This is a genomic window from Bacteroides sp. MSK.20.12 (assembly GCF_019052435.1).
GTDB lineage: Bacteria > Bacteroidota > Bacteroidia > Bacteroidales > Bacteroidaceae > Bacteroides > Bacteroides xylanisolvens.
The window spans coordinates 20,983-43,559 of record NZ_JAHQVH010000051.1 but is presented as its reverse complement, the minus strand read 5'-3'; the positions used below and the strand labels follow the sequence as shown (position 1 = coordinate 43,559).

Annotated in this window: 16 protein-coding genes; 3 read left to right on the top strand and 13 right to left on the bottom strand. The window is 41.2% G+C overall.

All coding sequences use genetic code 11. The features are described 5' to 3' along the window. Nucleotides 1-323: 323 nt before the first annotated feature. Nucleotides 324-1,877: an ATP-binding protein gene (locus KTR06_RS20770; protein ID WP_074706769.1), complete on the top strand. Its 1,554-nt coding sequence runs from the start codon at nucleotides 324-326 to the stop codon at nucleotides 1,875-1,877. Nucleotides 1,878-1,925: 48 nt separating this feature from the next. On the opposite strand, the gene KTR06_RS20765 is transcribed toward KTR06_RS20770, so the two are convergent. The 4 genes from KTR06_RS20765 to KTR06_RS20750 all read right to left on the bottom strand — a co-directional run bounded on the left by KTR06_RS20765 (nucleotide 1,926) and on the right by KTR06_RS20750 (nucleotide 8,374). Continuing rightward, nucleotides 1,926-2,774, bottom strand: coding sequence for a DNA/RNA non-specific endonuclease (locus tag KTR06_RS20765; RefSeq protein ID WP_217290774.1), 849 nt, complete (start codon nucleotides 2,772-2,774; stop codon nucleotides 1,926-1,928). A gap of 127 nt (nucleotides 2,775-2,901) precedes the next feature. Then, nucleotides 2,902-4,935: a DUF6359 domain-containing protein gene (locus KTR06_RS20760; RefSeq protein ID WP_254306450.1), complete on the bottom strand. Its 2,034-nt coding sequence runs from the start codon at nucleotides 4,933-4,935 to the stop codon at nucleotides 2,902-2,904. A 20-nt stretch (nucleotides 4,936-4,955) separates the two neighbouring features. Next, the gene (locus KTR06_RS20755) at nucleotides 4,956-5,798 is read right to left on the bottom strand and encodes a DUF5689 domain-containing protein (RefSeq protein ID WP_004313872.1); all 843 of its coding nucleotides are present in this window, start codon (nucleotides 5,796-5,798) and stop codon (nucleotides 4,956-4,958) included. A 47-nt stretch (nucleotides 5,799-5,845) separates the two neighbouring features. Then, nucleotides 5,846-8,374: a TonB-dependent receptor gene (locus KTR06_RS20750; RefSeq protein ID WP_008024272.1), complete on the bottom strand. Its 2,529-nt coding sequence runs from the start codon at nucleotides 8,372-8,374 to the stop codon at nucleotides 5,846-5,848. Nucleotides 8,375-8,574: 200 nt separating this feature from the next. Here KTR06_RS20750 and KTR06_RS20745 point away from each other — a divergent pair, with 200 nt between their 5' ends. Continuing rightward, complete coding sequence (locus tag KTR06_RS20745) at nucleotides 8,575-9,600, top strand: endonuclease (protein ID WP_004305199.1); 1,026 nt, start codon at nucleotides 8,575-8,577, stop codon at nucleotides 9,598-9,600. Beyond that, nucleotides 9,597-10,754 carry a DNA/RNA non-specific endonuclease gene (locus KTR06_RS20740; protein ID WP_217290773.1) on the top strand — a complete coding sequence of 386 codons (1,158 nt, stop codon included), beginning with the start codon at nucleotides 9,597-9,599 and terminating at the stop codon, nucleotides 10,752-10,754. The genes KTR06_RS20745 and KTR06_RS20740 overlap by 4 nt, the downstream gene beginning before the upstream one ends. A gap of 219 nt (nucleotides 10,755-10,973) precedes the next feature. On the opposite strand, the gene KTR06_RS20735 is transcribed toward KTR06_RS20740, so the two are convergent. Genes KTR06_RS20735 through KTR06_RS20695 form a run of 9 tightly spaced genes read right to left on the bottom strand, consistent with a single transcriptional unit; the run spans nucleotide 10,974 to nucleotide 22,567 of the window. Next, complete coding sequence (locus KTR06_RS20735; protein WP_217290776.1) at nucleotides 10,974-12,266, bottom strand: DUF4010 domain-containing protein; 1,293 nt, start codon at nucleotides 12,264-12,266, stop codon at nucleotides 10,974-10,976. Between the two features lie 58 nt (nucleotides 12,267-12,324). Beyond that, nucleotides 12,325-12,792: a CYTH domain-containing protein gene (locus KTR06_RS20730; protein WP_217290772.1), complete on the bottom strand. Its 468-nt coding sequence runs from the start codon at nucleotides 12,790-12,792 to the stop codon at nucleotides 12,325-12,327. A gap of 52 nt (nucleotides 12,793-12,844) precedes the next feature. Beyond that, nucleotides 12,845-14,734 carry an outer membrane insertion protein gene (locus KTR06_RS20725; protein ID WP_217290771.1) on the bottom strand — a complete coding sequence of 630 codons (1,890 nt, stop codon included), beginning with the start codon at nucleotides 14,732-14,734 and terminating at the stop codon, nucleotides 12,845-12,847. 15 nt (nucleotides 14,735-14,749) lie between these two features. After that, entirely contained in the window at nucleotides 14,750-17,008 is a 2,259-nt protein-coding gene (locus tag KTR06_RS20720) for a hypothetical protein (protein WP_242398208.1), read from the bottom strand. Between the two features lie 12 nt (nucleotides 17,009-17,020). Further along, entirely contained in the window at nucleotides 17,021-17,575 is a 555-nt protein-coding gene (locus KTR06_RS20715; RefSeq protein ID WP_217290770.1) for a DUF3575 domain-containing protein, read from the bottom strand. Between the two features lie 13 nt (nucleotides 17,576-17,588). Further along, nucleotides 17,589-18,710 carry a fimbrillin family protein gene (locus tag KTR06_RS20710; RefSeq protein WP_217290769.1) on the bottom strand — a complete coding sequence of 374 codons (1,122 nt, stop codon included), beginning with the start codon at nucleotides 18,708-18,710 and terminating at the stop codon, nucleotides 17,589-17,591. A 20-nt stretch (nucleotides 18,711-18,730) separates the two neighbouring features. After that, nucleotides 18,731-19,936 (bottom strand): fimbrillin family protein, encoded by a 1,206-nt coding sequence (locus KTR06_RS20705; protein WP_118196177.1) that lies wholly within the window; start codon nucleotides 19,934-19,936, stop codon nucleotides 18,731-18,733. Between the two features lie 45 nt (nucleotides 19,937-19,981). Continuing rightward, nucleotides 19,982-21,298, bottom strand: a complete 1,317-nt coding sequence (locus KTR06_RS20700) for a fimbrillin family protein (RefSeq protein WP_182425214.1) — start codon at nucleotides 21,296-21,298, stop codon at nucleotides 19,982-19,984. 36 nt (nucleotides 21,299-21,334) lie between these two features. Next, a complete protein-coding gene (locus tag KTR06_RS20695) occupies nucleotides 21,335-22,567 on the bottom strand; it encodes a fimbrillin family protein (RefSeq protein WP_118196181.1) in 1,233 nt (410 codons plus the stop codon). Nucleotides 22,568-22,577: the final 10 nt, after the last annotated feature.

Genomic DNA, 22,577 nt, shown 5'->3' with positions numbered 1-22,577 from the left:
GTTAACTAACTTAGGTATAACAAACGAAGTTGTCAACTAAATCCAGTACAGTACAGTCTCTACGGGGAAACGACAGTATCCTTACGTAGAAACTGTAGTGTCCCGCCTTAGAAACTCTCGTTTCCTACCGTGGAAATTGTAATTTCTAATGCCGGAAACGACAGTTCCCCGCCTGGAAACGGGAAGTTAATGTATACAGTATGACTGTTTTCTACACTTCATTCAGTTAAAAGCAACTATACTTATACTTTCCTCTTTTTAAAAGCAATGAAGTACCCGGAAATTTATTACCTTTGTGTAATTGATTTATAAAACCGGAGTATATGAGCACTAAAATTTATCCCATTGGCATACAGAATTTCGAAAAGATTCGTAATGACGGCTATTTATATATTGATAAAACGGCATTGATGTATCAAATGGTAAAAACCGGTAGTTACTATTTCTTAAGCCGCCCGCGCCGCTTCGGAAAGAGTCTGCTCATCTCTACTCTTGAAGCCTATTTTCAAGGAAAAAAAGAACTGTTTACAGGACTGGCTGTAGAAAGGTTGGAAAAGGATTGGATTAAATATCCGATACTACATCTGGACCTTAATATCGAAAAATATGATACGCCGGAAAGTCTGGATAATATACTCGAAAAATCGTTGACTGCATGGGAAAAGCTCTATGGTGCCGAGCCATCCGAACGCTCATTTTCCCTGCGTTTTGCCGGTATCATAGAACGCGCCTGCAAGCAGGCAGGACAACGCGTAGTTATTTTGGTAGATGAATATGATAAGCCCATGTTGCAAGCCATCGGCAACGAAAAATTGCAAAAACAATTCCGGGACACTTTAAAACCTTTCTATGGGGCACTCAAAACAATGGATGGCTATATAAAGTTTGCGTTCTTGACCGGCGTTACAAAGTTTGGCAAAGTCAGTGTGTTTAGCGACTTGAATAATTTGGATGACATCTCAATGCGAAAAGATTATGTTGAAATCTGCGGTGTCAGCGATCAGGAGCTTCATGAAAACTTAGATATCGAACTTCATGAGTTTGCAGAGACGCAAGGTTTGTCGTATGACAAGCTCTGTACAAAACTAAAAGAATATTATGATGGCTATCATTTTACACATAATTCTATCGGTATATATAATCCGTTTAGTCTGCTCAACGCTTTCAAATATAAAGAATTCGGCAGTTATTGGTTTGAGACGGGGACACCTACCTATCTGGTTAAGTTACTAAAAAAGCATCATTATGATCTGGAACGGATGGCACACGAAGAAACTGATGCACAAGTACTGAATAGCATCGACTCCGAATCAACCAACCCGATTCCAGTGATTTACCAAAGCGGATACCTCACCATTAAAGGATATGACGAACGTTTTGGCATATACCGTTTAGGTTTCCCCAACCGTGAAGTAGAAGAAGGATTCATTCGCTTTCTGCTTCCTTTTTACGCGAATGTGAATAAGGTGGAATCCCCATTTGAAGTTCAAAAATTCGTCCGTGAAGTAGAAACGGGAGATTATGATTCTTTCTTCCACCGCCTGCAGAGTTTCTTTGCCGATACGACTTACGAAGTAATCCGGGAGCAGGAACTACATTATGAGAACGTACTTTTCATTGTTTTCAAATTGGTTGGTTTCTATACCAAAGTGGAATACCACACCAATAACGGACGTGTAGATCTCATTCTGCAAACAGACAAATTCATTTATATTATGGAATTCAAGCTAAACGGAACAGCAGAAGAGGCTTTGCAGCAGATTAACAACAAACGCTATGCGCTGCCTTTCGAAGCGGATGGACGCAAACTATTCAAGATAGGAATTAACTTCAGTGAGAAAACCCGTAATATCGAGAAATGGGTGGTAGCATCCTGAAGTATACCCTGCCTTGACAAAGAGACTGTTATTATTAACGTGGTGATCTTATTCCAATCCCGGCCACGCTTTTGTTGAATACGTAGCCTCAAGCGCATTTTCTAAATTATCATTCAGATTCGGAAAGAAGTCAATTCCTGTCTTTTTTTCCAGTTCGTCTATTGATAATGCATAATCAACTAACTTTGTTGATTTCGGAGTGTCGGTATGCTCCATCCAAAAAGCGATCGCTTTGAATGAATCTCCTTTTTTAAACAACAAAGCCATATAATAATATCTAGGAATGGGCTTGCTACGGTCGTTACTAATATATCCTCTGATCTGATCTTCCTTATCAATCGTTCCTCCTTTTACTACATACAAAGTATCTGAAGCTGTACAGCTACGCCCCCATGATTGCACTTGTCCCTCCAAAGTCAACCAAATGCCTGTATTAAATTTATTTCGTTGAGGACTCATATTAGTGTAATAAAAAGTCTGTTCATTTACCTCACGTGAATAAAGTCTGTCGGCGGAAGCACAAAGATGTCCTCTGTCATAACCTTGTTTTCCAAAATCTGCTTGTACACGTTGATACTGTGAACCAATAGCCGGATCTGCATCAAAAGGTTCATCACTACGTGACACATTTTGCTGTTTTGTTTGATTGTCAAACCGAAATGCAATCCAACGGGAATGTTTCTTACTCTTATCGTATTCCATACTGAAAGAGGTTACTTTCTGTCCATTGAATGTCGTATAGTGAGTTACAAACACATCGTTTGCACCATTGCGAAGGGCAGGGAGTTCTACGATACCGGTGGCAAAATTATTGGAGTTGTTGTTTTCATCTTTATCACAAGCACAGAAGCTTATGCACAACAGACTCAATAAAAGATACTTTTCTAAATATTTCATATTTCAATTCTTATGATAACCTACGATACATATCCCTATTTCCTGTATAAGAGGAAAAGAAAAAATATCTCAAAGAGAAAACTCAATTTCTCCTTTGAGATATTTTTGTTATACTAGTCTAATACTATCATTTCAGCTTGACACCAAAGACTGCACCACGTTCTTTGTCTGTCGAAAATTTAATCTTAGAATTAGCAGTGATGCCAATTAAAGTATATTCGTGATAGTCTGTATCAGTAACGGGCACAATTGTAAAAGCAGTTCCCGAACCTGAAAAGCCTGTATTCGCAATCAAACTCACCGTCTTTGAAGCCTCACCACCTTCAAAAGTACCTCCACCTACAATTTCTACAGTTAGACTTGTACCATTCTTACCACTCCAAGCAACAGAATAAAAAGATAATTTTGTTTTTACAGTCCCTAGAGCGTCAGATGTCCATGTTCCAGCAACGCCATTTTTTCCCAACTTTAAACTAGCAAATTCATTCACAGTACAATTATAATAGAAATCGACTTTAGAATCAGAAGTAGTAGGCATTGCTATATTACTTTCGTATGGATCCAGCTCTGGATCTGGTTCCGGATCTACTCCTCCACCGTCTACGATTCCACCATCTGTCGTTTTTAAACTAGCATCATCAACCAATAAATTTCCTCCAGGTTTCTTCGAGTTCATTACAAGCAAACATATCTTTTTCTGCTCTAATAAAGTAAATGTATAACTTTTAACCACCCAATCAGCATTAGTCAAATCATTGGCATAATCACCATACTTGTAATCATTTCCACCAATTACACCATCATCACCAATTGGTACATAACCTAAAGCTGCACTTGCTGTACTTCCTGCTGTTGCAGCTTTTAAATATGCACTAAAAGTATAAGTACCAGCCTTCAATGTCATTTCTGTACTGCCTAGGCGCTTATTACTTTGTGGGTCACCCTTTACCAAAACGGACGAAGCACCACTCCGTTTATCAGTAGACTGTTCAAGAGTCGCACTACTTGCTGTAGATGCAGACTTCCAACCTGTCGGATATCCATCTGCCCAGTTTTCAAATCCTCCATTAGTTAATAACTCTGTACCTTCTCCTGGGGTTTCTCCACCACCTTGGCCTTTTCCTGCTTGAATATCATCTAAACGATAGCTTAAAGCTTCTGTGCTACTTGTACTAGTATATTTGAATCCAACAAAACCCGTTTGTCCTGCATAACTATCCAACTTAGCTTCCAATGGCACCCATGTGTTATCAGTTGTAGGCATCCCATCAATTGTCAGCTTACTAGATTCCATCTTACCATTCACTAATTTCAAGAAGTAAACTTCCAAATTAGAATTAGCAGCTGCTGTTGCATAATTATAAACCGCACACTTGAAAGAGACAGTCTTATCTGCGATTTCATCAACCTTAAAAGCCGGAGTTACGAACCAACATTCAAAATTACTACCTGAAGCATTGTAAGAAGTAGCCTGAATATATTTATCTGTATTATTAAAGATTTTTCCTTGCCAACGTCTGCCACCAGTAACAGCTACATTATACCAGTTTGTCAAAAGATAATCGTTATTATTTACTGCATCATCAAAAGTAGCAGAGAATGAGTTCACAGGATTAGAATCATCCAGTCCGAGAGGATTATCCGGATCTGTTTCACCACTTCCACCAACATCTTTACCATCTAATGTCGCTGCAGTTGTACTCTTCACTCCTGGAAATCCATAGAATTTTTCCAATGAACCCTGGATAGCAAGAATATGTCCCAAATTAGTGGCATTTTCTGCAAGGTTTAATTTCGAATACAGCTCTGTTCCAGAACTTAATTGCACGCAAACACAATTCTTTACATTTGTCTCTGTTGCACTAGCAGCTATCAACAGATTATTTTTAGCTGTAAATGGTGCTACAAATTTTGCACTTCCAGAAGGATCTTCGTAATTTTCTACAGTACCCACAATATATCCTTGCACCCAAGCAATTGTACCGTCTTGTTTCTGTTGTGCTGCTTCTATGCTATATGGATTTTCTTTCGTACCATCACCCGTCAATCCCGGAACATCACCTTCTCCCAATATATCATAAGGAGCCGGTACATCACTACATGAACTAAATGTGAACACCGCAAGCAGTGTCAAGAATAAAGCATTTAGAATCTTTTTCATAATTATATGTGTTAATTGAATTAATTATTTCGTTTGATATCGCTTAAAGTACGAACAACAACCTCCCACTGGTTATTGTAACGCAACAAAATACCTGTAATATTTACACTACCTTGCGGCATTACTTCCATTGAAAAGTTTGCATAAGCACTGGTATAAAGGAATAGATTACTTCCACTCTGCGTTCCGTCAGCATAAGTGAAATAACGTTTTACCGAACCTTCATCTCCTGGAGCATAAGTCGCTGTTCCATCTGCTTCGGAAAGTTTTATATCTTTGAAAGTAACCAGTACCGGAGCTTCTTTCAAGTCTATAGCAGCAAGATCAGCTGGAGTAGTAATTTCAATCGGTGTTAGTTCTGGATAGTATAATTTAGGTTCATTAATCAGACGTACATGTTGTTTCCACACATATTCCGGCATACGGCCTACAGAATTATTATATACTGTTCCGATCTGTGCCTGTTTACGATAGCTACCTATCTGCAAACCCTTACAGTCGATTACCACTTTCTGTCCTACCGGGCAGAATGCATACAATCCGGTTGCATTAACACCAATAACGATAGCACCTGTCTCATCTGCTACCACCAGCTTCTTATATAAGTTCCCACTTTCATCATCGCAGGTAATCACTCCTTCAATGCGCGTTTCACCTTCGATAGTGGTATAGGTATCTTTACTTGTATCGATGAAATCATTGTATTTCTCTTTCAGCGCAGCTATTGAAATGGTGCGTCCTTCCGGGATTGAATTATTGCCATAAGCATTTCCCGTCACCGGATCATCATAGTTCTCACAGGAAGTGAGACCTGCGCCACATAGCAGCAATCCGGTACATAATATAGATAGTAATTTCTTCATAATTGTTTCTTCCTTTCTTATTGTTTTGGATTGATAACTACACATTCTTAAAATCTATAACCAATGTTCAAGAAAGCGTTGAACGGGAATGCGTAGAAATACTTAGAGTTCTTAGAAAACTTGTAAACACGTGCGTCACCGTCTTTGTAATTATCATCACGGTTTTGTTCGAAACCACCTGTACGCAAATCTGTATTGTTCAAGATATTAGTCAAACTCAAATTAAGGCTAATGCTCTTTCCGTTGCGTAAACGAATGTATTTTCCGATGGAAGCATCCAACATAAATCCACCATCCAGTTTCTCCTGACCCGGTACATGGAGAACCGGATTTCCATTAGCATCTACGCCGGCACCATTTTTATCCAATACGCTGCCAAGACGACGATAGCTTGAGAAATCGATATATACACGATCATAATAGTTTCCGGTCAAATTGAAGAACCAACCTTTTACGTTATAATCCAAAGCAAGGCTATAAGCAGAAAGCGGAGTACCATTAGCACGCATACCTTTAGCATAAACACGATCGAGGTTTGACTCATTCTCACTTTCATATGTCAATACAGCATCCGGATTATTGGTGTATTTAGCTTCACTCCAAGTACCGATAGCCGTCAATGAAAGTTCACTTGTCAACTTAAAGGTAGCCGCTGCTTCTATTCCCCAATGTTCCTTTTCAATGCCATTCATAGAAAGATAAGTGAAACGTGCTTCGCTATCATTATAAAAAGCATCCATTTCTACCTGATTCTGGAAGCGAGTGTAATAACCAGTCAAACGTCCCATCACCCATGGAGTGTTGAAGTTATAAGTCAAATCACCACCAATGATGCGCTCTGTTTTCAAGTCTCTCACAAAGTCATTCTTAATACGTGGAGCAATAAAAGAGTTATAGGCCAACGGTGCACGTTCTTCATATCCGGCATTCAACGTGAAAGAATGGTTACCATTGATAGCCCAATTCAAACCGGCTTTTATACCTCCTTCAAGGAATTTAGCCGTACCGCTGCTACCAAGTGATTTCAACGGAGCACGTCCGTTTCTCATCAATCCATCGCGGAACATCTGTGTAGATCCTATCTTACCGGAAGCAAAATAGTTTAATGACCCGCCATTGTTACCCTGATAACGCACCCATGCACTCTGCTTATTCACATAGATGTTATAATCATAACCAAATTTATCACCTTCACCAATACGGCGGTTAGGATTATCAAGATCATTTTGCACCATACTAGAACTAGCTCCATGATCGCGCACTGCAAATTTGTCGACGTCAGTATAAAGCTGTCCGCCCAGCAAATCCTTCATTTTTTTATAATGCATACCTTTGGTTGTATTCACGGCAACTCCCGCAATGTAGCTGTTGTGTTCATTCCATTGATGATTGAATACCGAACTAAGGTTGAAAGCCAACTGATCGTCATGACGTTCTTCTACATAATAAAGTGTCTCTTTACCTAATGCATTCGCCTGTTTATTGGCAAAATAAAGAGCATCCCAATCTAACTGACGATAAGCTTTATTATTTTTCCAATTATCTGTGACTTCATTAAACTGCTGCAATTCATCGGCAGTAGGAACAGATTCCCATACATCAAAGATTGAGCTAGGCAACTTTTTATAATAATCCGGGCGTGGATCGGCCGCATTACCATTCCAGCCTAGAGCACTTTTCCCATAGTTGGAATATTTGAATCCGGCACTTGTCACTAACTTCTTATTATCATCAATGGTGAAATTCCATGAAGCAATAGCCGATGGTTCGAACTGACGTACAATACGTGCATTTCGTTTTTCTCCATTCTGATATCCCCAGTTCGGATTATAATAATGACTGTTCGCTAAATAATAAGCTTCTTCGGTTGCCGCCATTTGCTGTCCTCTCTCTGTCGGTGTTCCCCAAGTTGCCAAAGAGAGACTATGGCGTTCGTTGAATACTTTCTCCGCACCGAGGAAGTAAGAAAAAGAATTATATTTGATTCCTTCAATATTTCCCTCATTACCCCAGCGATACCCCAATGATCCGGTAAATGCCCAACCATTGTTCATCAGACCTGTAGAATAAGTATACATTCCACGCAAAATGTAGTTGCGGTTACTACCTGACAGTGTTAGTTTTGAGCCGGCCGCATATTGGCTGGCACGTAAATTGATATTGGTGGCACCTCCTATCGCGCCAAAAGTAAAGTTGTTAAATTCAAAAGGACCGATCCCCTCCTTATTACGGGTAGCATCGTTCAATCCTCCTATTAATCCGTAGCTGAAACGTCCTGTTTCTGCATCATTAAACTGTACCCCATTGATATACATGTCACTGTACTGGGAATCATATCCCCTTACACGAAATCTCATTGGGCTAAACAGATAACCTACATTTGACAGATAAACATCATTGTTAGAAGTGACCAATGCAGATGTGCTCTGTGCTGCATCATCATCCTCATTCAATTGTGATTCTGTAAACATGAAAGAAGCATTGTCCTCACGGGCGTTTTGCTTTGCCTTTTGCTGCGCAAAAAGTGCTGGCATTAAGCAAAATAGCACGATCGCTAACCCTAGTCGTTGTTTCATAATTTAATTTATATTAATGTTAATTGGTCTTTCATTTTGCAACATAAAAGAAATATGTTGTTACGCAAAATAACAAAGAATTTTATATATAACAATGTTTTTTGCAAAAAAAGTAACTAGCAAGGGTGGTTTTTCCGTTTTCTTTTTAGATATTTGTCATACAAATGACAAATTACCCACTTTTAAAATCAATTTTAAAGATGAAAAAAAGCTTAATGACTTTAGGTGTACTCGCTCTTTTTGTCCTCATGGCCTACGGACAAGAAAAGAAATTTGCCCTCTACAGTGTAGCGTTCTACAATATGGAGAATTTGTTTGACACCATTCATGATGAAGGTAAGAATGACTACGAGTATCTTCCTAACGGTACTAATCAGTGGAATACGATGAAGTATAAGGCTAAGCTGAAAAACATGTCGGAAATATTAAGTATGTTAAGTACCGACAAGTTACCAATGGGTCCCGCCATTATCGGCGTTTCTGAAATCGAAAATTACAGAGTATTGGAGGACATACTGAAACAACCTGCTTTAGCGGACAGAGGGTACCAATATGTTCACTACGAAGGAGCAGACCAACGTGGTGTGGACTGTGCTTTCTTCTATAATCCCAAATTGTTTGAACTGACAAATAGTAAACTCGTGCCTTATGTATATATCAATGATACGGTGCATAAGACACGTGGTTTCCTGATTGCCAGCGGTAATATCGCAGGTGAGAAAATGCACTTTATCGTCAATCACTGGCCTTCGAGAGCAGCTGCTTCTCCGGCGCGTGAACGCGCAGGGGAGCAGGTTAGAGCGATCAAAGACTCACTGTTAAGGGAAGACTCCGCAGCCAAAATTGTTATCATGGGGGATATGAATGACGACCCGATGGATAAAAGTATGGCCGTAGCACTTGGAGCTAAACGTAAGCCTGCTGATGTAGGACCTACAGATTTGTACAATCCTTGGTGGGATACTTTGAAAAAAGGATACGGAACTCTGATGTACAAAGGCAAATGGAATTTGTTCGATCAAATCGTATTCACCGGGAATTTATTGGGCACTGATCGCAGTACACTGAAATTCTATAAACATGAAATCTTCCGCCGTGATTTTATGTTCCAAAAAGAAGGGAAATACAAAGGTTATCCTAAACGGACGCAAGCAGGTGGTGTATGGCTAAATGGGTATAGCGATCACTTGCCTACTATTATTTATCTAATTAAAGAAGTGAAATGACAAAAGCATTATTTAAACTATTCATCCTGTTCATAACTTGTAGCACTGTAATCTCATGTAGTGAACAGGATTCTCCAGAACTTCCGGACAATCCGGGCAATACCAATCAAGGAATTGCCTCTATTGACCAAACGCAAATCAATGCAAATGGAGGCGGATTTATCATCCGTGTAAAAGCTGATGGCACATGGCAGGCTTCAAGCAGTGAGACTTGGTGTACATTGAGTAGAGCATCTGGCAATGGAAATGGCTCTATCAGTGGATATATGAAAGCAAATACCGGAGCTGAACGAAGTGTCATTATTACAATCATAGCAGGGAAAGAAAAAGCAGAGTTTACACTCAAACAATTAGCAGGCAATGGCTCAAATCCAGATCCTGATCCAGACCCGGAAAAGCCTTCAGGATATGCAGGGAGGATTGAAATTCCAGCTTTGCGTTCTGGAGATATGTATAAGTTCATCACACACACTACTAAAGAGAATAACAAAGAGATTATTACTTATAGCTATGAGTATGATTGTAACAAAATGCATTCTCGTTGGGTCGCATGCACTTTTAGCACCGCCACTTCTGACCAAGATGCAGGAAGAAATGAGAACTTTACAGAAGATCTTTCATTACCTCCAGCATACAGACTTGGAGAAAAAGCTTTTTCTGGTTCTAACTACAGTAGAGGACATTTAATAGCTTCCGAAGACAGACAATATTCAGTAGCAGCCAACAAAAAAACATTCTACATGTCAAATATGAGTCCACAAATTCAAGATGGATTCAACGGAGGTATTTGGCTAAATTTAGAAAGACAAGTTCAAAGTAAAGGCTATAGCATTACTAATTCAAAAGATACATTATATGTAGTAAAAGGGGGAACAATTAGGGATGACCAGATACTAAAATATATATCTGATGGCTCTCATAATATAGCCGTTCCCAAATACTATTTTATGGCACTGTTATCCCTTAAAGATGGAAAATATTCTGCCATAGGGTATTGGTTTGAGCATAAATCTTATAATAGTAAAGAACCCTTTTCTAAATATGAGGTTACTATAGACGAGTTAGAAGCTAATACGGATATTGATTTTTTCCCTAATCTTCCTTCCGATATAGAAAAAGACGTAGAAAAGAGTAAAGACAACTGGAAATGGTAACAAGTCATACCACTACTTAAAGGTATTCAACAAATATCTCAACCTTGAATTTAAATGAAGAGTAAGTTCCTTTTTAATGAAATTTACTCTTCATTTTTTATCCATTTCACTTTATCGAGTATAGTCGATAAAAACACCTCTATTTTATCGATTATATTCGACAAAATAGAAGATTACTAGAACTAAGACCAATGAAAAACGATCAATTGCTCCCTTTTCTTAAATATAAAAGAACAGCAACAAAACAAGATTACAAGCAATTACCACACCGAATCCTCCCAAAATCCAAGGACGAAGTTTACTCCCCTTCCCTGCAAAGAATAGAGCATAGAACATATTTACCATTATATTACTAATAATAGCCTGCATACTACAAGCAGTAATTATCAATGCAGCCACACTACCTGTATTTTGCAACAAGTTTAATATAAAAGGAGTTATATCACTAAAACCGGAAACAAAAGACAAGAGATTTAATCCGCCTGTGCCCGCATACACTAACGTATAGTGAGTTAAGAAAGTGAATATCACAAAGAGTACGGCAAAAATCAAAGCAACTTTAAATTCCAACGGGTTGCTACTATCATCTTCTTCTGTTTCAGCAGGCTGGTCTTCCGGTCGTTTTTGTCGGGAATGGATAAACCAAGCAACAATAGCCGCAACTACAGCCATAGTCAACAGATACGGATAAATAGACAGGAAGATTTCTCTACTGAAAATAAGTATCAGTATCATAAATCGTAGAAACATCATGCTGACAGCCAGTAGCATGGCAGCAACATAATCAGTAGCTTCCTGTTCAGAGGCTTTCCGGCTTTTACGGGCAAGTACCGAGATCGTAGCCGTACTGCTGTATAATCCACCAATAATACCGGAAACTAACGTTCCGGATTCATGGAATACATATCTCTTTAATAGATAAGAGAGATAGGAAATGCCGGATACTACTACCGTTGCCAACCAGATAGAATAAGGAGTAAGATTAATATCCGGAATCAGATTCTTATGCGGAAGCATTGGTAATATGATACCGCTGATAGCCAAAAACTTGGCTAACGTAATCATTTCATCATTCTTCATCCGTTGCGCAAACTCTGTAAAAGTATGTTTGAGTTCGGTCAGCAGGAGCACAGTCACAACTACCATGACATAAAACCAGGAAGGTTGGGTAGCTACGATAGGAGCCATACAATAAGTAATCAGGGCAATAATGATGGTAGTTACACCAAAAACATGAAATTGTGATTGCTTTACATAATAGTTTAATCCCAACAGCAATCCCAATATCGCTCCACCTCCCATAAACAGGCGCATATCCGTAGGGTCTAAGATATAAAGCAAGTAACCCAGTATACCAATAAAGGTAAAAGTGCGGTCGGTTCCGAAAAGAGTAGTTTCCCCCTCACGCTTCAGACTGATTCGACGTTGTGAAAGTCCGATTAATAAAGAAAACAAGGTTACTAAAACAAAAGTAACCAATTCACGCGGCACATAGCTGTACAACTGTTCCATATCCATACACTGCTCTCTTTTTTATATAAGAACAAATATACGGTTTATTTGTTAACGCTCACCACGTTTTATACGGTTTTTTCATTAGCTGTGAGTTATAGTAGCGTATGTCGCCCGTTACCTCCTCACCGATAAAGTCGGGTTTTACAAAAGCCTCATCTTCCGATTCCAACTCTACTTCTGCCACAATAAGTCCTTCATTCTCACCATAAAACTCGTCGACTTCAAATATATGCTTGCCACTGCGCACCAAATAACGAGTCTTGTCAATAATCCCCGGTTCGCAAAGCCTCATCAATTCTTCTGCTTCTGATAAGGCCAGCTCCTTTTCCCATTCATAACGACTGGTACCGGAAGCATTAGAAGCTCCCTTTATCGTCAGATAACCTTTTTCATCCCGAATACGAACCCGGACAGTACGCCCGCGAGCACTACTGATATACCCCTGCACAATGCGACTTTGCGCAAAAGCCGAAGACTTGAATTCACCGATAACTAAAAATTTACGTTCTATTTCTTGTGCCATGTCGCAAAGTTACTATTTAGAAACCTAATTATCATCCATCCGGGCAAACATTTTAAAAATGATAAGAGGCTCCCACCTGCACAGACATCATCGCATCCGAGCCGCTTAGATTTTCATGAGGCAGTAATTTACTTCCATAAAAACGCACCTTCGGTTCCAGATAAACCCCAAACGACTGATTTAGCCGATAAGAACAAAGAAGTCCCAAATCTCCCCCTACAACAAAGCGACTTTTACCCCATTCACCGGATAAATCTTCCGAAACGACTTCCGGCTTCGTCCGAACCGCCCCTACAAGACCGGCTAACAGATAACAGTCGAACTTACGTTCAGGAACATACCCTGCCATGCAATTGGAAAGATTGAAGAGATAATCTGCACCTACACTTACCAGCCCATAATCCACATCTCCCGACAATGTATTGACAGAGAAACGGCTATAATCTCCCGTCACACGAAAACTGGAAAGCGGTGTCAGATGACGTCCGACAGAAGCACTTGCTATATAATCGATTTTTCTCTGCATCGTATAACGCCGGAGCTGCAAAGGAAGGCATCCTCCCGCCCCCACTGAAACAAAATAAGACGGTTGAAAAAGTTCCCGGTTCAACGAACGCTCTGCGATATGAACAGCGGAAGAACGGCGTATTTCCAATCCGATATTCAGATTGAATAAATAGTCGCTATATTTCTCCCGATAGTTTTTACCGGATTCCGATGTCTGATTGAGCGAATAAGAGATCAGGCTGGTGTGCGGTTCCACAAAGAATGCCAGATAATCCGTCAGCCGGAACTTAAACTGTGCGCCACCCGTAAAACCAGTGTAACCACATTTCACGGGAGTATCATCATTTTCTTTCCGCATGTGGCCGAACTCACCACCCGCCAGCAAATTGATGTCGAAAGGAGCATCTGTATGCCGGCCGTTAAAGAAATAAAGCAGTTTGAACATTCCTTCCAATCGCCCGCCGGTATAAGTAGCCATCTCATAACAAGTACCTTTGGCCCCATCGTCCTTCAATAAATAGCTTCCTTTCTTTTGTTCATGCCACGTGTCAGCAGAAGAGAAACCGGAAAGTCGGATACCAAAAGCAGGCGTCAACCATTTTCCCAAAGAGAGGGAGAAAGCAGGACCTGCCGACTTCAACGTACCGATATCACTAGTCATCTTCGAGAGTTGCATCTGCATACCCGACGCAAAACTGACAAACATATTGTCCGCCAAACCGTCCCCGTCCAGCATTTTCATACGGGATGTCAACGGTGCCGCCTGAAAACGATACGTCAAACCAGCTGTAGCACCAAAAGACAAATCGTACTTGTGCCAGTTATGCTGAATCATCCGACTCATGCCGTCTGTCTGTATCATTGCCCTCGGTTCCAGATAAAAGTCAAAGGAAGGACTGGTATGAAGCCTGAACTGTAATCCCAAATGAAACTCACCCACATGAGCGCTTTGCTTTTCAAGAAACGCTAACTGATAACCGAGTCCGGAAACTGTAGACACTTCGAACATTCTCCCCGGATTATAGCCGGCAATGAACGTAGATACATTGAACATATAATCCAGTTCAGCCCCCCAACGGGTCAATCGGGCATGATTAAAATTACGGGTATAGCTTCCTCCAAAAAGTGAACCCCGAAAAGTACTGACCCGCGAAACATTCTTTCCGACAGACGCTCCAAAGAAAGATCCTACCGCAAAATCAGTTTCTTCTCTGGAAAGAAGCTTATCGAATCCCGCAAAAGCAGAAACAAACAAATTCAGCGTACCTTTCTTGCGTTCGAACTGCACCTTATCCCCCGGATGATACCTTTTCTGTAACGAATAGTTTAGTGCGTTGAACGAAGGCTGCACGGTAGCCGTATCCTGTTGCGCCGTGGCCTCATCCAAAGCGACACAAGCCAAGAATGCAAACAGATAGATTCTTAATCCTTTCATGAGTTACTTCCTTTATCACATTTCTTTAGACATGGAATACATATCCATTGTGTATTCATACAAATCTTTTCCTATGTCCCCGTCCGAGGCAGAGATCGCTATATATTTTTCATCCAGCTTGAAGCAGTTTATCAGACAGTTTTTCGCTTCTTCAAACCCCATTTCTCCCTTTCGGTTGTTGATAATCGCTTTCAGATACCAACAAACGGGATTGTCCGCAGGCAATTTCGCCGCTTCCTGCTCAGCGAGCACATCATATCCTTTGGACTCCATTGCCAGGTCCATCACAACACCGTTAATCGGAGAAGATTTCTTCACCAAATCGAACACCTTTCTGGATTTCATCCTTTCTTCCGCAGTTGTCCCACCCCGGTAATATCCTCCGAGACACATGGCAAACGCCTTCATCATCTCATTTTGAGGAGTATCAGGCAAAATCTGCGCCATCACGCTCGCTTGCTCGTAGTTATTGGCACGGATATACATTGCCAACTGATTGGCAACAATCGCCTCGGGATTGATAATTTCTTTGGTTACCCCGTCAATACGAGTTCTGACCACATTCACTCCTCTCGTTTTGCGGTCGATAAACGGTTCCAGTATCGAGGTATCGAATGTATCGCGTGCCAGATAGGACACAGCGAGGTTGTTTGCCGCCAATATCCAAGGCTGCCCATTCATTGTTTCCGATTCATAATAGGCTCTCTTGTAAAGTGCTTCCAGTTCATGAGGGTCTTTTATCATTTTGAACAAATTCCAATATTCATAGAGTGCAAAACTCTTCTTTCCGCTCCGATAAGCTTCGTCATGCTGATACTTATCCAAGATTTCCTCCGGTGTCAATTCGCGATAGAGTTCATGTTTATATTCATAATGCACAGTACGCAATTTGGGAAAAATATCCTTGATGGTGGTCGTATAGTAGGGTAAACGAAGGATCTGCGAGTATTGTGCGTCCTGACTTTTGGGAAACCGATTGATGATCTCCCGTACAGCGGCGGCCGCTTCGGGGAAAGTATCTTTTTCAAGTAGGTCTGCCACCGCTTCCCATGTGGCTACTTTCGCTTGTGGATTCTGATAAACTCTCGACAGTACCCTTGCCGGCAGCACGGATGTCACTTGTGAGTGTGCGAAATTGACACGTTGCCTTGCCAATGCAAGGTTGGATGCGTAAGATCCTTCCGGTGAAGAGATACCGGTGATATGAAATTCTTTCAATGTAGTACCTTCACCATTGACAATCTCCAACAGGTCACTTTTCAACTTATCCAGTTGTTCGGCATTAGCGGGATCATCCGGATCGAGCATTGCCTTTCCCACCAGAAAAGACAGCGAGATATTCCCGGCTGTGTTCCTCTTTTCCCGCTTGGGACGTTCGCGGTAATCATCCGGATTCAAACTCTGATGATTGAAAGAGAACTCCAGGAACTTCAAGGGGCGTTTCGTTTCACAGGTATTCACCAAAACCTGTTTGTCATAGTAAACATGTGTATAGTCTTCCAACAGGATGGCAGCCGTACCATGATAATTCCGGGTAGGGTCGGGAATCGGCACGGTATCTGTCCATTCAAGGCTCATCCTGTCCTCCGTCAATGGTTTAGGGGCAACAAATGCATAAAGAGGGTCGTTAGCAGGGCAGAAGTTCATTCTTCTCTCTTGTGTAAGTCCGAATTCGGGACCGTCATAAATCAGGGGACGGGTATAAGTCACCGTATCATTCGTTTCGCAATCCACCACATAAGGCTGGATAATTAGTCGGGCATTCGGTTTACCAAATTGTGCCGGGATGGGAAATGTGCCATACAATAGCAGTTTATTACCAATAATCGTAGGTGCTTTGGGAGCAGGTTTTATATCTTGCAGCGTTCCTACGATGGAAACGTCCTCCAGCACGATTCCGGCATCAAGCACGGCATTTATCTCCATCCGGTAATTCACTTTTTCGAGTACACAAGGTGCCAGACCGATCTTAAAGATCAATGCACCGTTCTCTGCTACACGGATTTCGTAATAGCCGTCGTTCCCTACTACTTCCATTGCGTCCGTCGATAACCCGAACGCTTCATTGTCATCAATCTTTTTCTTCACATCTTCCGCTGCCGCCACCGTATTGAAGGCATACACAAAAACGGCTTCCTTATCGAACGGTTTCTTGGTTTCCTGATTCAATACACGCCCGGAAACAACCTTAATCTGTTGCGCTACCGCCGGACAAACAGAGAAGCAGAACAAAATACCGATCCATATGCCAACAATCTTAAAGGAAATAGTCATAACACCTACTGTTTATTTAATAATATACGAAAGTGAAACTCCTAATTTAATAGGTAACAACTTATAGCCATATGCATTTGCACGCTTCCCGCTGTTACTTTCGAAGTCTTCGAAATTGTCGCCTGCATAATATTGTTTCTGACGGAAATAGATAGCACCGAATCCACCATAGAATTCAATATTGAATCGTTTCTTAATATTGAGAGAATACCCCATCGTCAGTCCTATACCGGCCGCATCGCCATTGTAAACATGCCCTTTCCAAGTGATATCATAAGAAACGCCCAATGCTGCAATGCCGATATACTCACGAGTCATGGGACGCCCGTTGAACCAATATCGGTATTCGGGCTGTACACCTATCATTTTCATATCCTTTCCGAAAAGTTTATAATTACCGAATACAGAAAGTTCTACGCTGGTACGTTCGCCCGTCACCAATTCGCAACCTAGATTCGGACTCATCAGTCCCCACATCAAGGCGTTGGTCTTAACGGCTACTTGTTGCGCTTGTGCCCGGAGAATGAAAAAGCCGGCTATAACGATTAATAGTAATATTCTCTTCATTGCACTGTTCTGTTTACGGAGTCACATTACTATTATTATCACCAATAGTAAACCCTTCTAAATTAATATTTTCCGCCCAACCATTAATCGTTGCATTCGGATTAATCTCGCGAGTGTATTTAACCGTCAACTTTGTGATCTTTCCACGTTCTAAAGGAAGCTCTTGTTTCAGTGGATCTGTAGAACCGGCAACATACTGATAAACAATAAAATCTCTTTCCATTCCTTTCTCCGTAACAATGGTAAATACAACTTTTGTGACAAAGCAAGTAGGAAACAAAAGAAAGCTAGCTCCTGTAAATCGATTTTGAGCCGCTGTTTTGTACGTAATAACATAATCCAAATTAGGATATACTAAAGCAAGAGGTGACATAGCCTGTTCCGGATCCAAACTTTCAAGTCCGGCAAGAGACATGGAAGCCGCATATTGTTTATCCTGATAGACCACTATCTTTTTCAACCTGGGAGAACCTATTTCGCCCTCCACTAAACCGAAGTCACGAATATTGGTATATAAATCGAAGTCTAAGCGTGTCAAAATATGTTCAAAAGTCAACAATATCGGTTGTGTCGTAACTACTGAAGACGCTTTGGCATACATATAATCGGGAGTGTTTGACATATCCTGATGATCCAAATTAACAGGAATCACAGGAGCATTAGGAGAACCGTAAGGGTCATAAGCGACAGCTGTTGTGTATGGATAATATGCGTAGAACACCAACGCCGGTTCTGGCGATGTAGGGGATGCTTTAGGAGGGAACTTCGCTATTTCCTCCTGCACAAGAGATTGCTTAACAACTCCGTTGTCAGTCACATAATGATTAGTAGCCGTATATTTGGCATTCTTCATAGCGTCCAACAAAACAGTGTTATATGCCCAATCAATACTTCCCATATTATTTTCATTAGCCACCATACCATAAATTCCGATTTCCGATCCTTCATCAAAGGTTGCTCTGTTGATAGGAGACCTGGACACCGATACGGAAGATGTAATAACAGATACACTTCCACCAAATGAAACTTCGACATCTCCTCCTAGTGTCGGAGGAATATATTCCGATTCATTGTCGTCAGAACCATGGCAGGCAGCCAGCAATATTAACCATACACAAAGTGTCAGCTTTTTCATATACAAAAATTAGTCAAACATTAAATTTCAACACCTATATCTTTACCTGTCTCCCATGCTTTCAGAGTAGCATCAACCTGAATTTCTTTCGGACCATTAATAGTCAAAATAACTTTGTAGGCAAAACCTTCTTTGAAGAACGTACCGTCTGCTATGTCCGGACTTATAGTCGCATTTGTTGTTGTAGTCTTATCTCCATCTTGTAGTGTAATGGCCAATTTTAATGTTTTAAATCCTGCCGGCAACATTATCGTGCTATTCTCCACTTCCTTCGCATTAGTTTCATCGGCTCCCAATGTAATCGAAGCTCCGCTATAAGCAGAAACATCTGTTATATTAGCAGCTACTGGATTTTCATTCAAAGACAATGACCCGTCAGCAGCTTCAACAGTCTCTTTCCATATCATTTTTCCTTCTGGATTTTCTGCTATTTGACTGGCAATCATAAGGCTACCGTTTTTGGGTACTGAAACAACTTTAATTGCTGTCACACCACACTTTTCAGCAGTATATTCATCCCCCTTTTTCAAATAAAACTTCAACTGAGTCAAAAGATGTTTGAATTCTATTGTAGGATTGGCAGGGGTCGGAAGGACTTTACGGAAATAGGCAGCATTATAGCCATCATACGTTTTTCCGTCTACGGTCGCAGCGTCCGCAACAAAAGCTTTTCCCCAAATAATATCATCAACGCCACTCATGGTATATTGACACGAGATATGATCCGTTCCAAATTCCCAAATATCCGGTGCCAATGTTTCTTTCCGAGGATAATAGCCATAGAAAGAATAAGCTTTAGAACTTGCACGAGGATAATAGTATTTGTTCGCTCCAAAAGATATTCCTTGCTTATCAGGTTCGTTCGTAGAGGATTGAGTAACAATCTCACCCGATACATTTTTCAACAAACAGTCGCGAAGGTCAGTCGTTGTTACATCACCATCATCCCAAACAGGTTTGGCATGTGTCACAGGATCATCCAATTTATTTAATGCAAAAATACCGATTGTCGTACCTACCCAAGTATCCGGAGTAAGAGCAGCTCTTGAAACTGCTGCTTTCATTAATCCTCCATTTCCCAGCCGGATTTCCATTAACTCGTTATCATTCGCGTCCGTATTCCCCGGTGTAACAGGTGAAGTGCCCTCCAAATTCTCTTCAAAACCGGAAGAACAGCTTGCCAACAACCCTGCTGCCAACATCGCTAATAAATAATTTTTTTTCATAATACATTAAATTTGTAGTTTATAAATATGTTAATTCATTCTTATCTATTCGTCTTCACCTGGGGTAACCGGAATATCTCCTCCATCCTTCCAAGGAGTCAATGAAGCTGTAATCTCAATATCTTCCAATCCGTTCATGGTGAGTTTGACGTAATAGGTGTAACCTTCAAGGAAGCGATAAAGAATATTGCCTTTATTGTCTTTTAGGATATTTCCGTTCTCATCTTTAGCTATATTGATAGGATTACCGTCCTCACCCATTTCTTTTGCAGCGGGAGCTTTGACGATTGATTCGAAAGGTATCTCATCGGTTTTAAGCAGTTTTCCATCTTTAACCTGCCGCATTTTAATAGCAACATTGAATGATGTTTCACCAGGCATAGCCATTACACTTTCGCCTATTGGAACTAAATCGGTAGTACTTGTAGGCTTCACCCCCTTGAAAGAAATTCCATCAATTGTCAGATCGGCTACATTATCACCGATGATTCCTAACGAAAGAGTCCCGTCCGTCTTACTGGATTCAACAGGTTCCAACTTCTGACTGGCAACAGATACAATCATATTTCCTTTATTATAAACATCCGTAAGTTCCAAAGAAGTAATATAGACTCCATCCTGTCCAGCACTGACGATTTCTGATGTACCTGCTTTCACGCCAACAGTTAAACGAGACAGCAAGTGCTTGAACATCATTTGTGGTTGAACGCCCCGACGTGCAGTATAAGAGCTATAAGCTCTTGCATACATAGCCTCCTTTTCTTCATCGGTAGCTCCAGCATCCAGATAAGTGTCCAGTATCGCCTTTTGTGCATCTGTCAGTTCGGCTTTTGCCACCATCAGGTCCTGCGAACCGTCAATTGCTACCGGAATGGAGACATATCCCGGGATAGCGTCTGCACCTTCCGTATCCGGTGTGATAACCGGATCGCCATTCATTGCATCATCTATATAATATCCATAGAAATCGTAAGCATTCTGAATAGGATAATACAAAGTTGCCCCATTCTCCCACGCTAATCCACTGACGGCTGCCTGTGTAGTTGTCGTAGCCCAAGCTCCCACTGCACCAATATCCTCCACATCGGCAGCCTCTACGGATATTTTATTTTTGCGAAAAGCCAGGATTTTTAGTTTCTGTCCATTCCATGTGCCCAGTGTTCCATCTGCACCGGGGACTCCTATGGCTCCCGCCCCTCTTGTTCGCGGTCCGTCAACCGTGATACCCGGTTGTTGTGTTCCCAATGACAGCATGATAGGCGTACGATCGTCTGCCGCACCTCCTCCGGCTTCATCAGAACTTTTTGAACATCCTACCAGCATCAAAGCAATCAGTCCGTTCAGTAATACAACTTTTTTCATAAGCATCTGTTTTATCATTTGTATTAAATTGTTCTATCATTCATTCGTCCACTCGTCTCCCGGATTTATCTCAATATTTCCGCCATCCCGCCATCCGTCTACCTGCACATTGAAATCCAAGTCATCCAACCCGTTAATCGCCACACGAACCGTGTAGGCATATCCCGCTTTAAAAGCTGTTTCCAACTCATACTCGGTGGTATATGTCTTTGTTACGCCATTTATATTTTGTTTCAGATCAACTGTCATCTTATACTTGCCCAAGTTCGGAGCTACCAAAAGGCTTTCACCCACAAATACACCGGTACGGCTGTAAGGGTCTGTGATTGATTCCTCCCCCGGCAGTAAAGGAGCTACATAATAATCTTGTTTCAATGCTCCGCCATCCGTTTCGCACAATCTCATAGGTATCGTTTCGGTATATTCCGAGAAATCCAGTCCCATAGCTTCCTTGTCCTTGGCGGCTACAGTAAAATCAGCATTCACCTTAGATTCCATGGTAATGTTTTGCACATAGATATGGTCTGCATCCGATTTTGCCGGGAAAATTTTGAACTTCACACGTGCCAGTTCATGATGGAATGAAAGAACAGGATATATGCCCAAACGTGTGGAATAAGCACTATACAAACTGTTCATTACCAACTCCTTCTCATTCATATCTTCAACCAGTTTCTTCTGTTCTTCCGTTAGTTGAGCCACTGACGACATAATATCCTGTCTGCCATCTATCCGGATATTCCGCAGCTTGACAGCACTCTCCGTACGAATGATATTAGATTCCGGCACTACTATATCGTCAATGTAAAAGCCGAAAAAGAGAAAAGGTCTCGTCTGTTCCTCACGCTCATAAAACACGTTCGAACCGCCATCCCACAACAGATAGCTGGCCCGGTCGCTGTTCAATCTCGCCTTCTTTCCCATCTTCGAACCGTCATTATCCACACTACCATCCACCAGGCATTGTGTCTTATCGTTGCGGCTTAGCGTACGAAAATCCGAATTTTCTTCCGCACAGAAAGCATATATATAGAACCGGGATTTTTCCCACATATCCTGCACATTGCCCAGTTCCTTGTCAAAAGCTCCGCTTCCACGGGTGAGCATCGAAGGATCACTGACAGCCAGCATCACCGGAATGTCTTCATCCGACGTACCGATTCCGTTACCGGACGACTCTACTTCTCCCGTATATGTCTTCCCGCATGAGGAAAGAACGATGACAGCAAAAAATGCTCCAATGATTCGTATGTTAATTCCATTTATCATATTCCTGCCC

Bases quoted from the DNA above. Each gene is read 5' to 3' on its own strand.
- KTR06_RS20695 (WP_118196181.1), bottom strand. From the start codon at position 22,567: ATGATAAATGGAATTAACATACGAATCATTGGAGCATTTTTTGCTGTC.
- KTR06_RS20745 (WP_004305199.1), top strand. From the start codon at position 8,575: ATGAAAAAAAGCTTAATGACTTTAGGTGTACTCGCTCTTTTTGTCCTC.
- KTR06_RS20700 (WP_182425214.1), bottom strand. From the start codon at position 21,298: ATGAAAAAAGTTGTATTACTGAACGGACTGATTGCTTTGATGCTGGTA.
- KTR06_RS20720 (WP_242398208.1), bottom strand. From the start codon at position 17,008: ATGACTATTTCCTTTAAGATTGTTGGCATATGGATCGGTATTTTGTTC.
- KTR06_RS20735 (WP_217290776.1), bottom strand. From the start codon at position 12,266: ATGGAACAGTTGTACAGCTATGTGCCGCGTGAATTGGTTACTTTTGTT.
- KTR06_RS20715 (WP_217290770.1), bottom strand. From the start codon at position 17,575: ATGAAGAGAATATTACTATTAATCGTTATAGCCGGCTTTTTCATTCTC.
- KTR06_RS20750 (WP_008024272.1), bottom strand. From the start codon at position 8,374: ATGAAACAACGACTAGGGTTAGCGATCGTGCTATTTTGCTTAATGCCA.
- KTR06_RS20725 (WP_217290771.1), bottom strand. From the start codon at position 14,734: ATGAAAGGATTAAGAATCTATCTGTTTGCATTCTTGGCTTGTGTCGCT.
- KTR06_RS20755 (WP_004313872.1), bottom strand. From the start codon at position 5,798: ATGAAGAAATTACTATCTATATTATGTACCGGATTGCTGCTATGTGGC.
- KTR06_RS20770 (WP_074706769.1), top strand. From the start codon at position 324: ATGAGCACTAAAATTTATCCCATTGGCATACAGAATTTCGAAAAGATT.
- KTR06_RS20705 (WP_118196177.1), bottom strand. From the start codon at position 19,936: ATGAAAAAAAATTATTTATTAGCGATGTTGGCAGCAGGGTTGTTGGCA.
- KTR06_RS20765 (WP_217290774.1), bottom strand. From the start codon at position 2,774: ATGAAATATTTAGAAAAGTATCTTTTATTGAGTCTGTTGTGCATAAGC.
- KTR06_RS20710 (WP_217290769.1), bottom strand. From the start codon at position 18,710: ATGAAAAAGCTGACACTTTGTGTATGGTTAATATTGCTGGCTGCCTGC.
- KTR06_RS20760 (WP_254306450.1), bottom strand. From the start codon at position 4,935: ATGAAAAAGATTCTAAATGCTTTATTCTTGACACTGCTTGCGGTGTTC.
- KTR06_RS20730 (WP_217290772.1), bottom strand. From the start codon at position 12,792: ATGGCACAAGAAATAGAACGTAAATTTTTAGTTATCGGTGAATTCAAG.
- KTR06_RS20740 (WP_217290773.1), top strand. From the start codon at position 9,597: ATGACAAAAGCATTATTTAAACTATTCATCCTGTTCATAACTTGTAGC.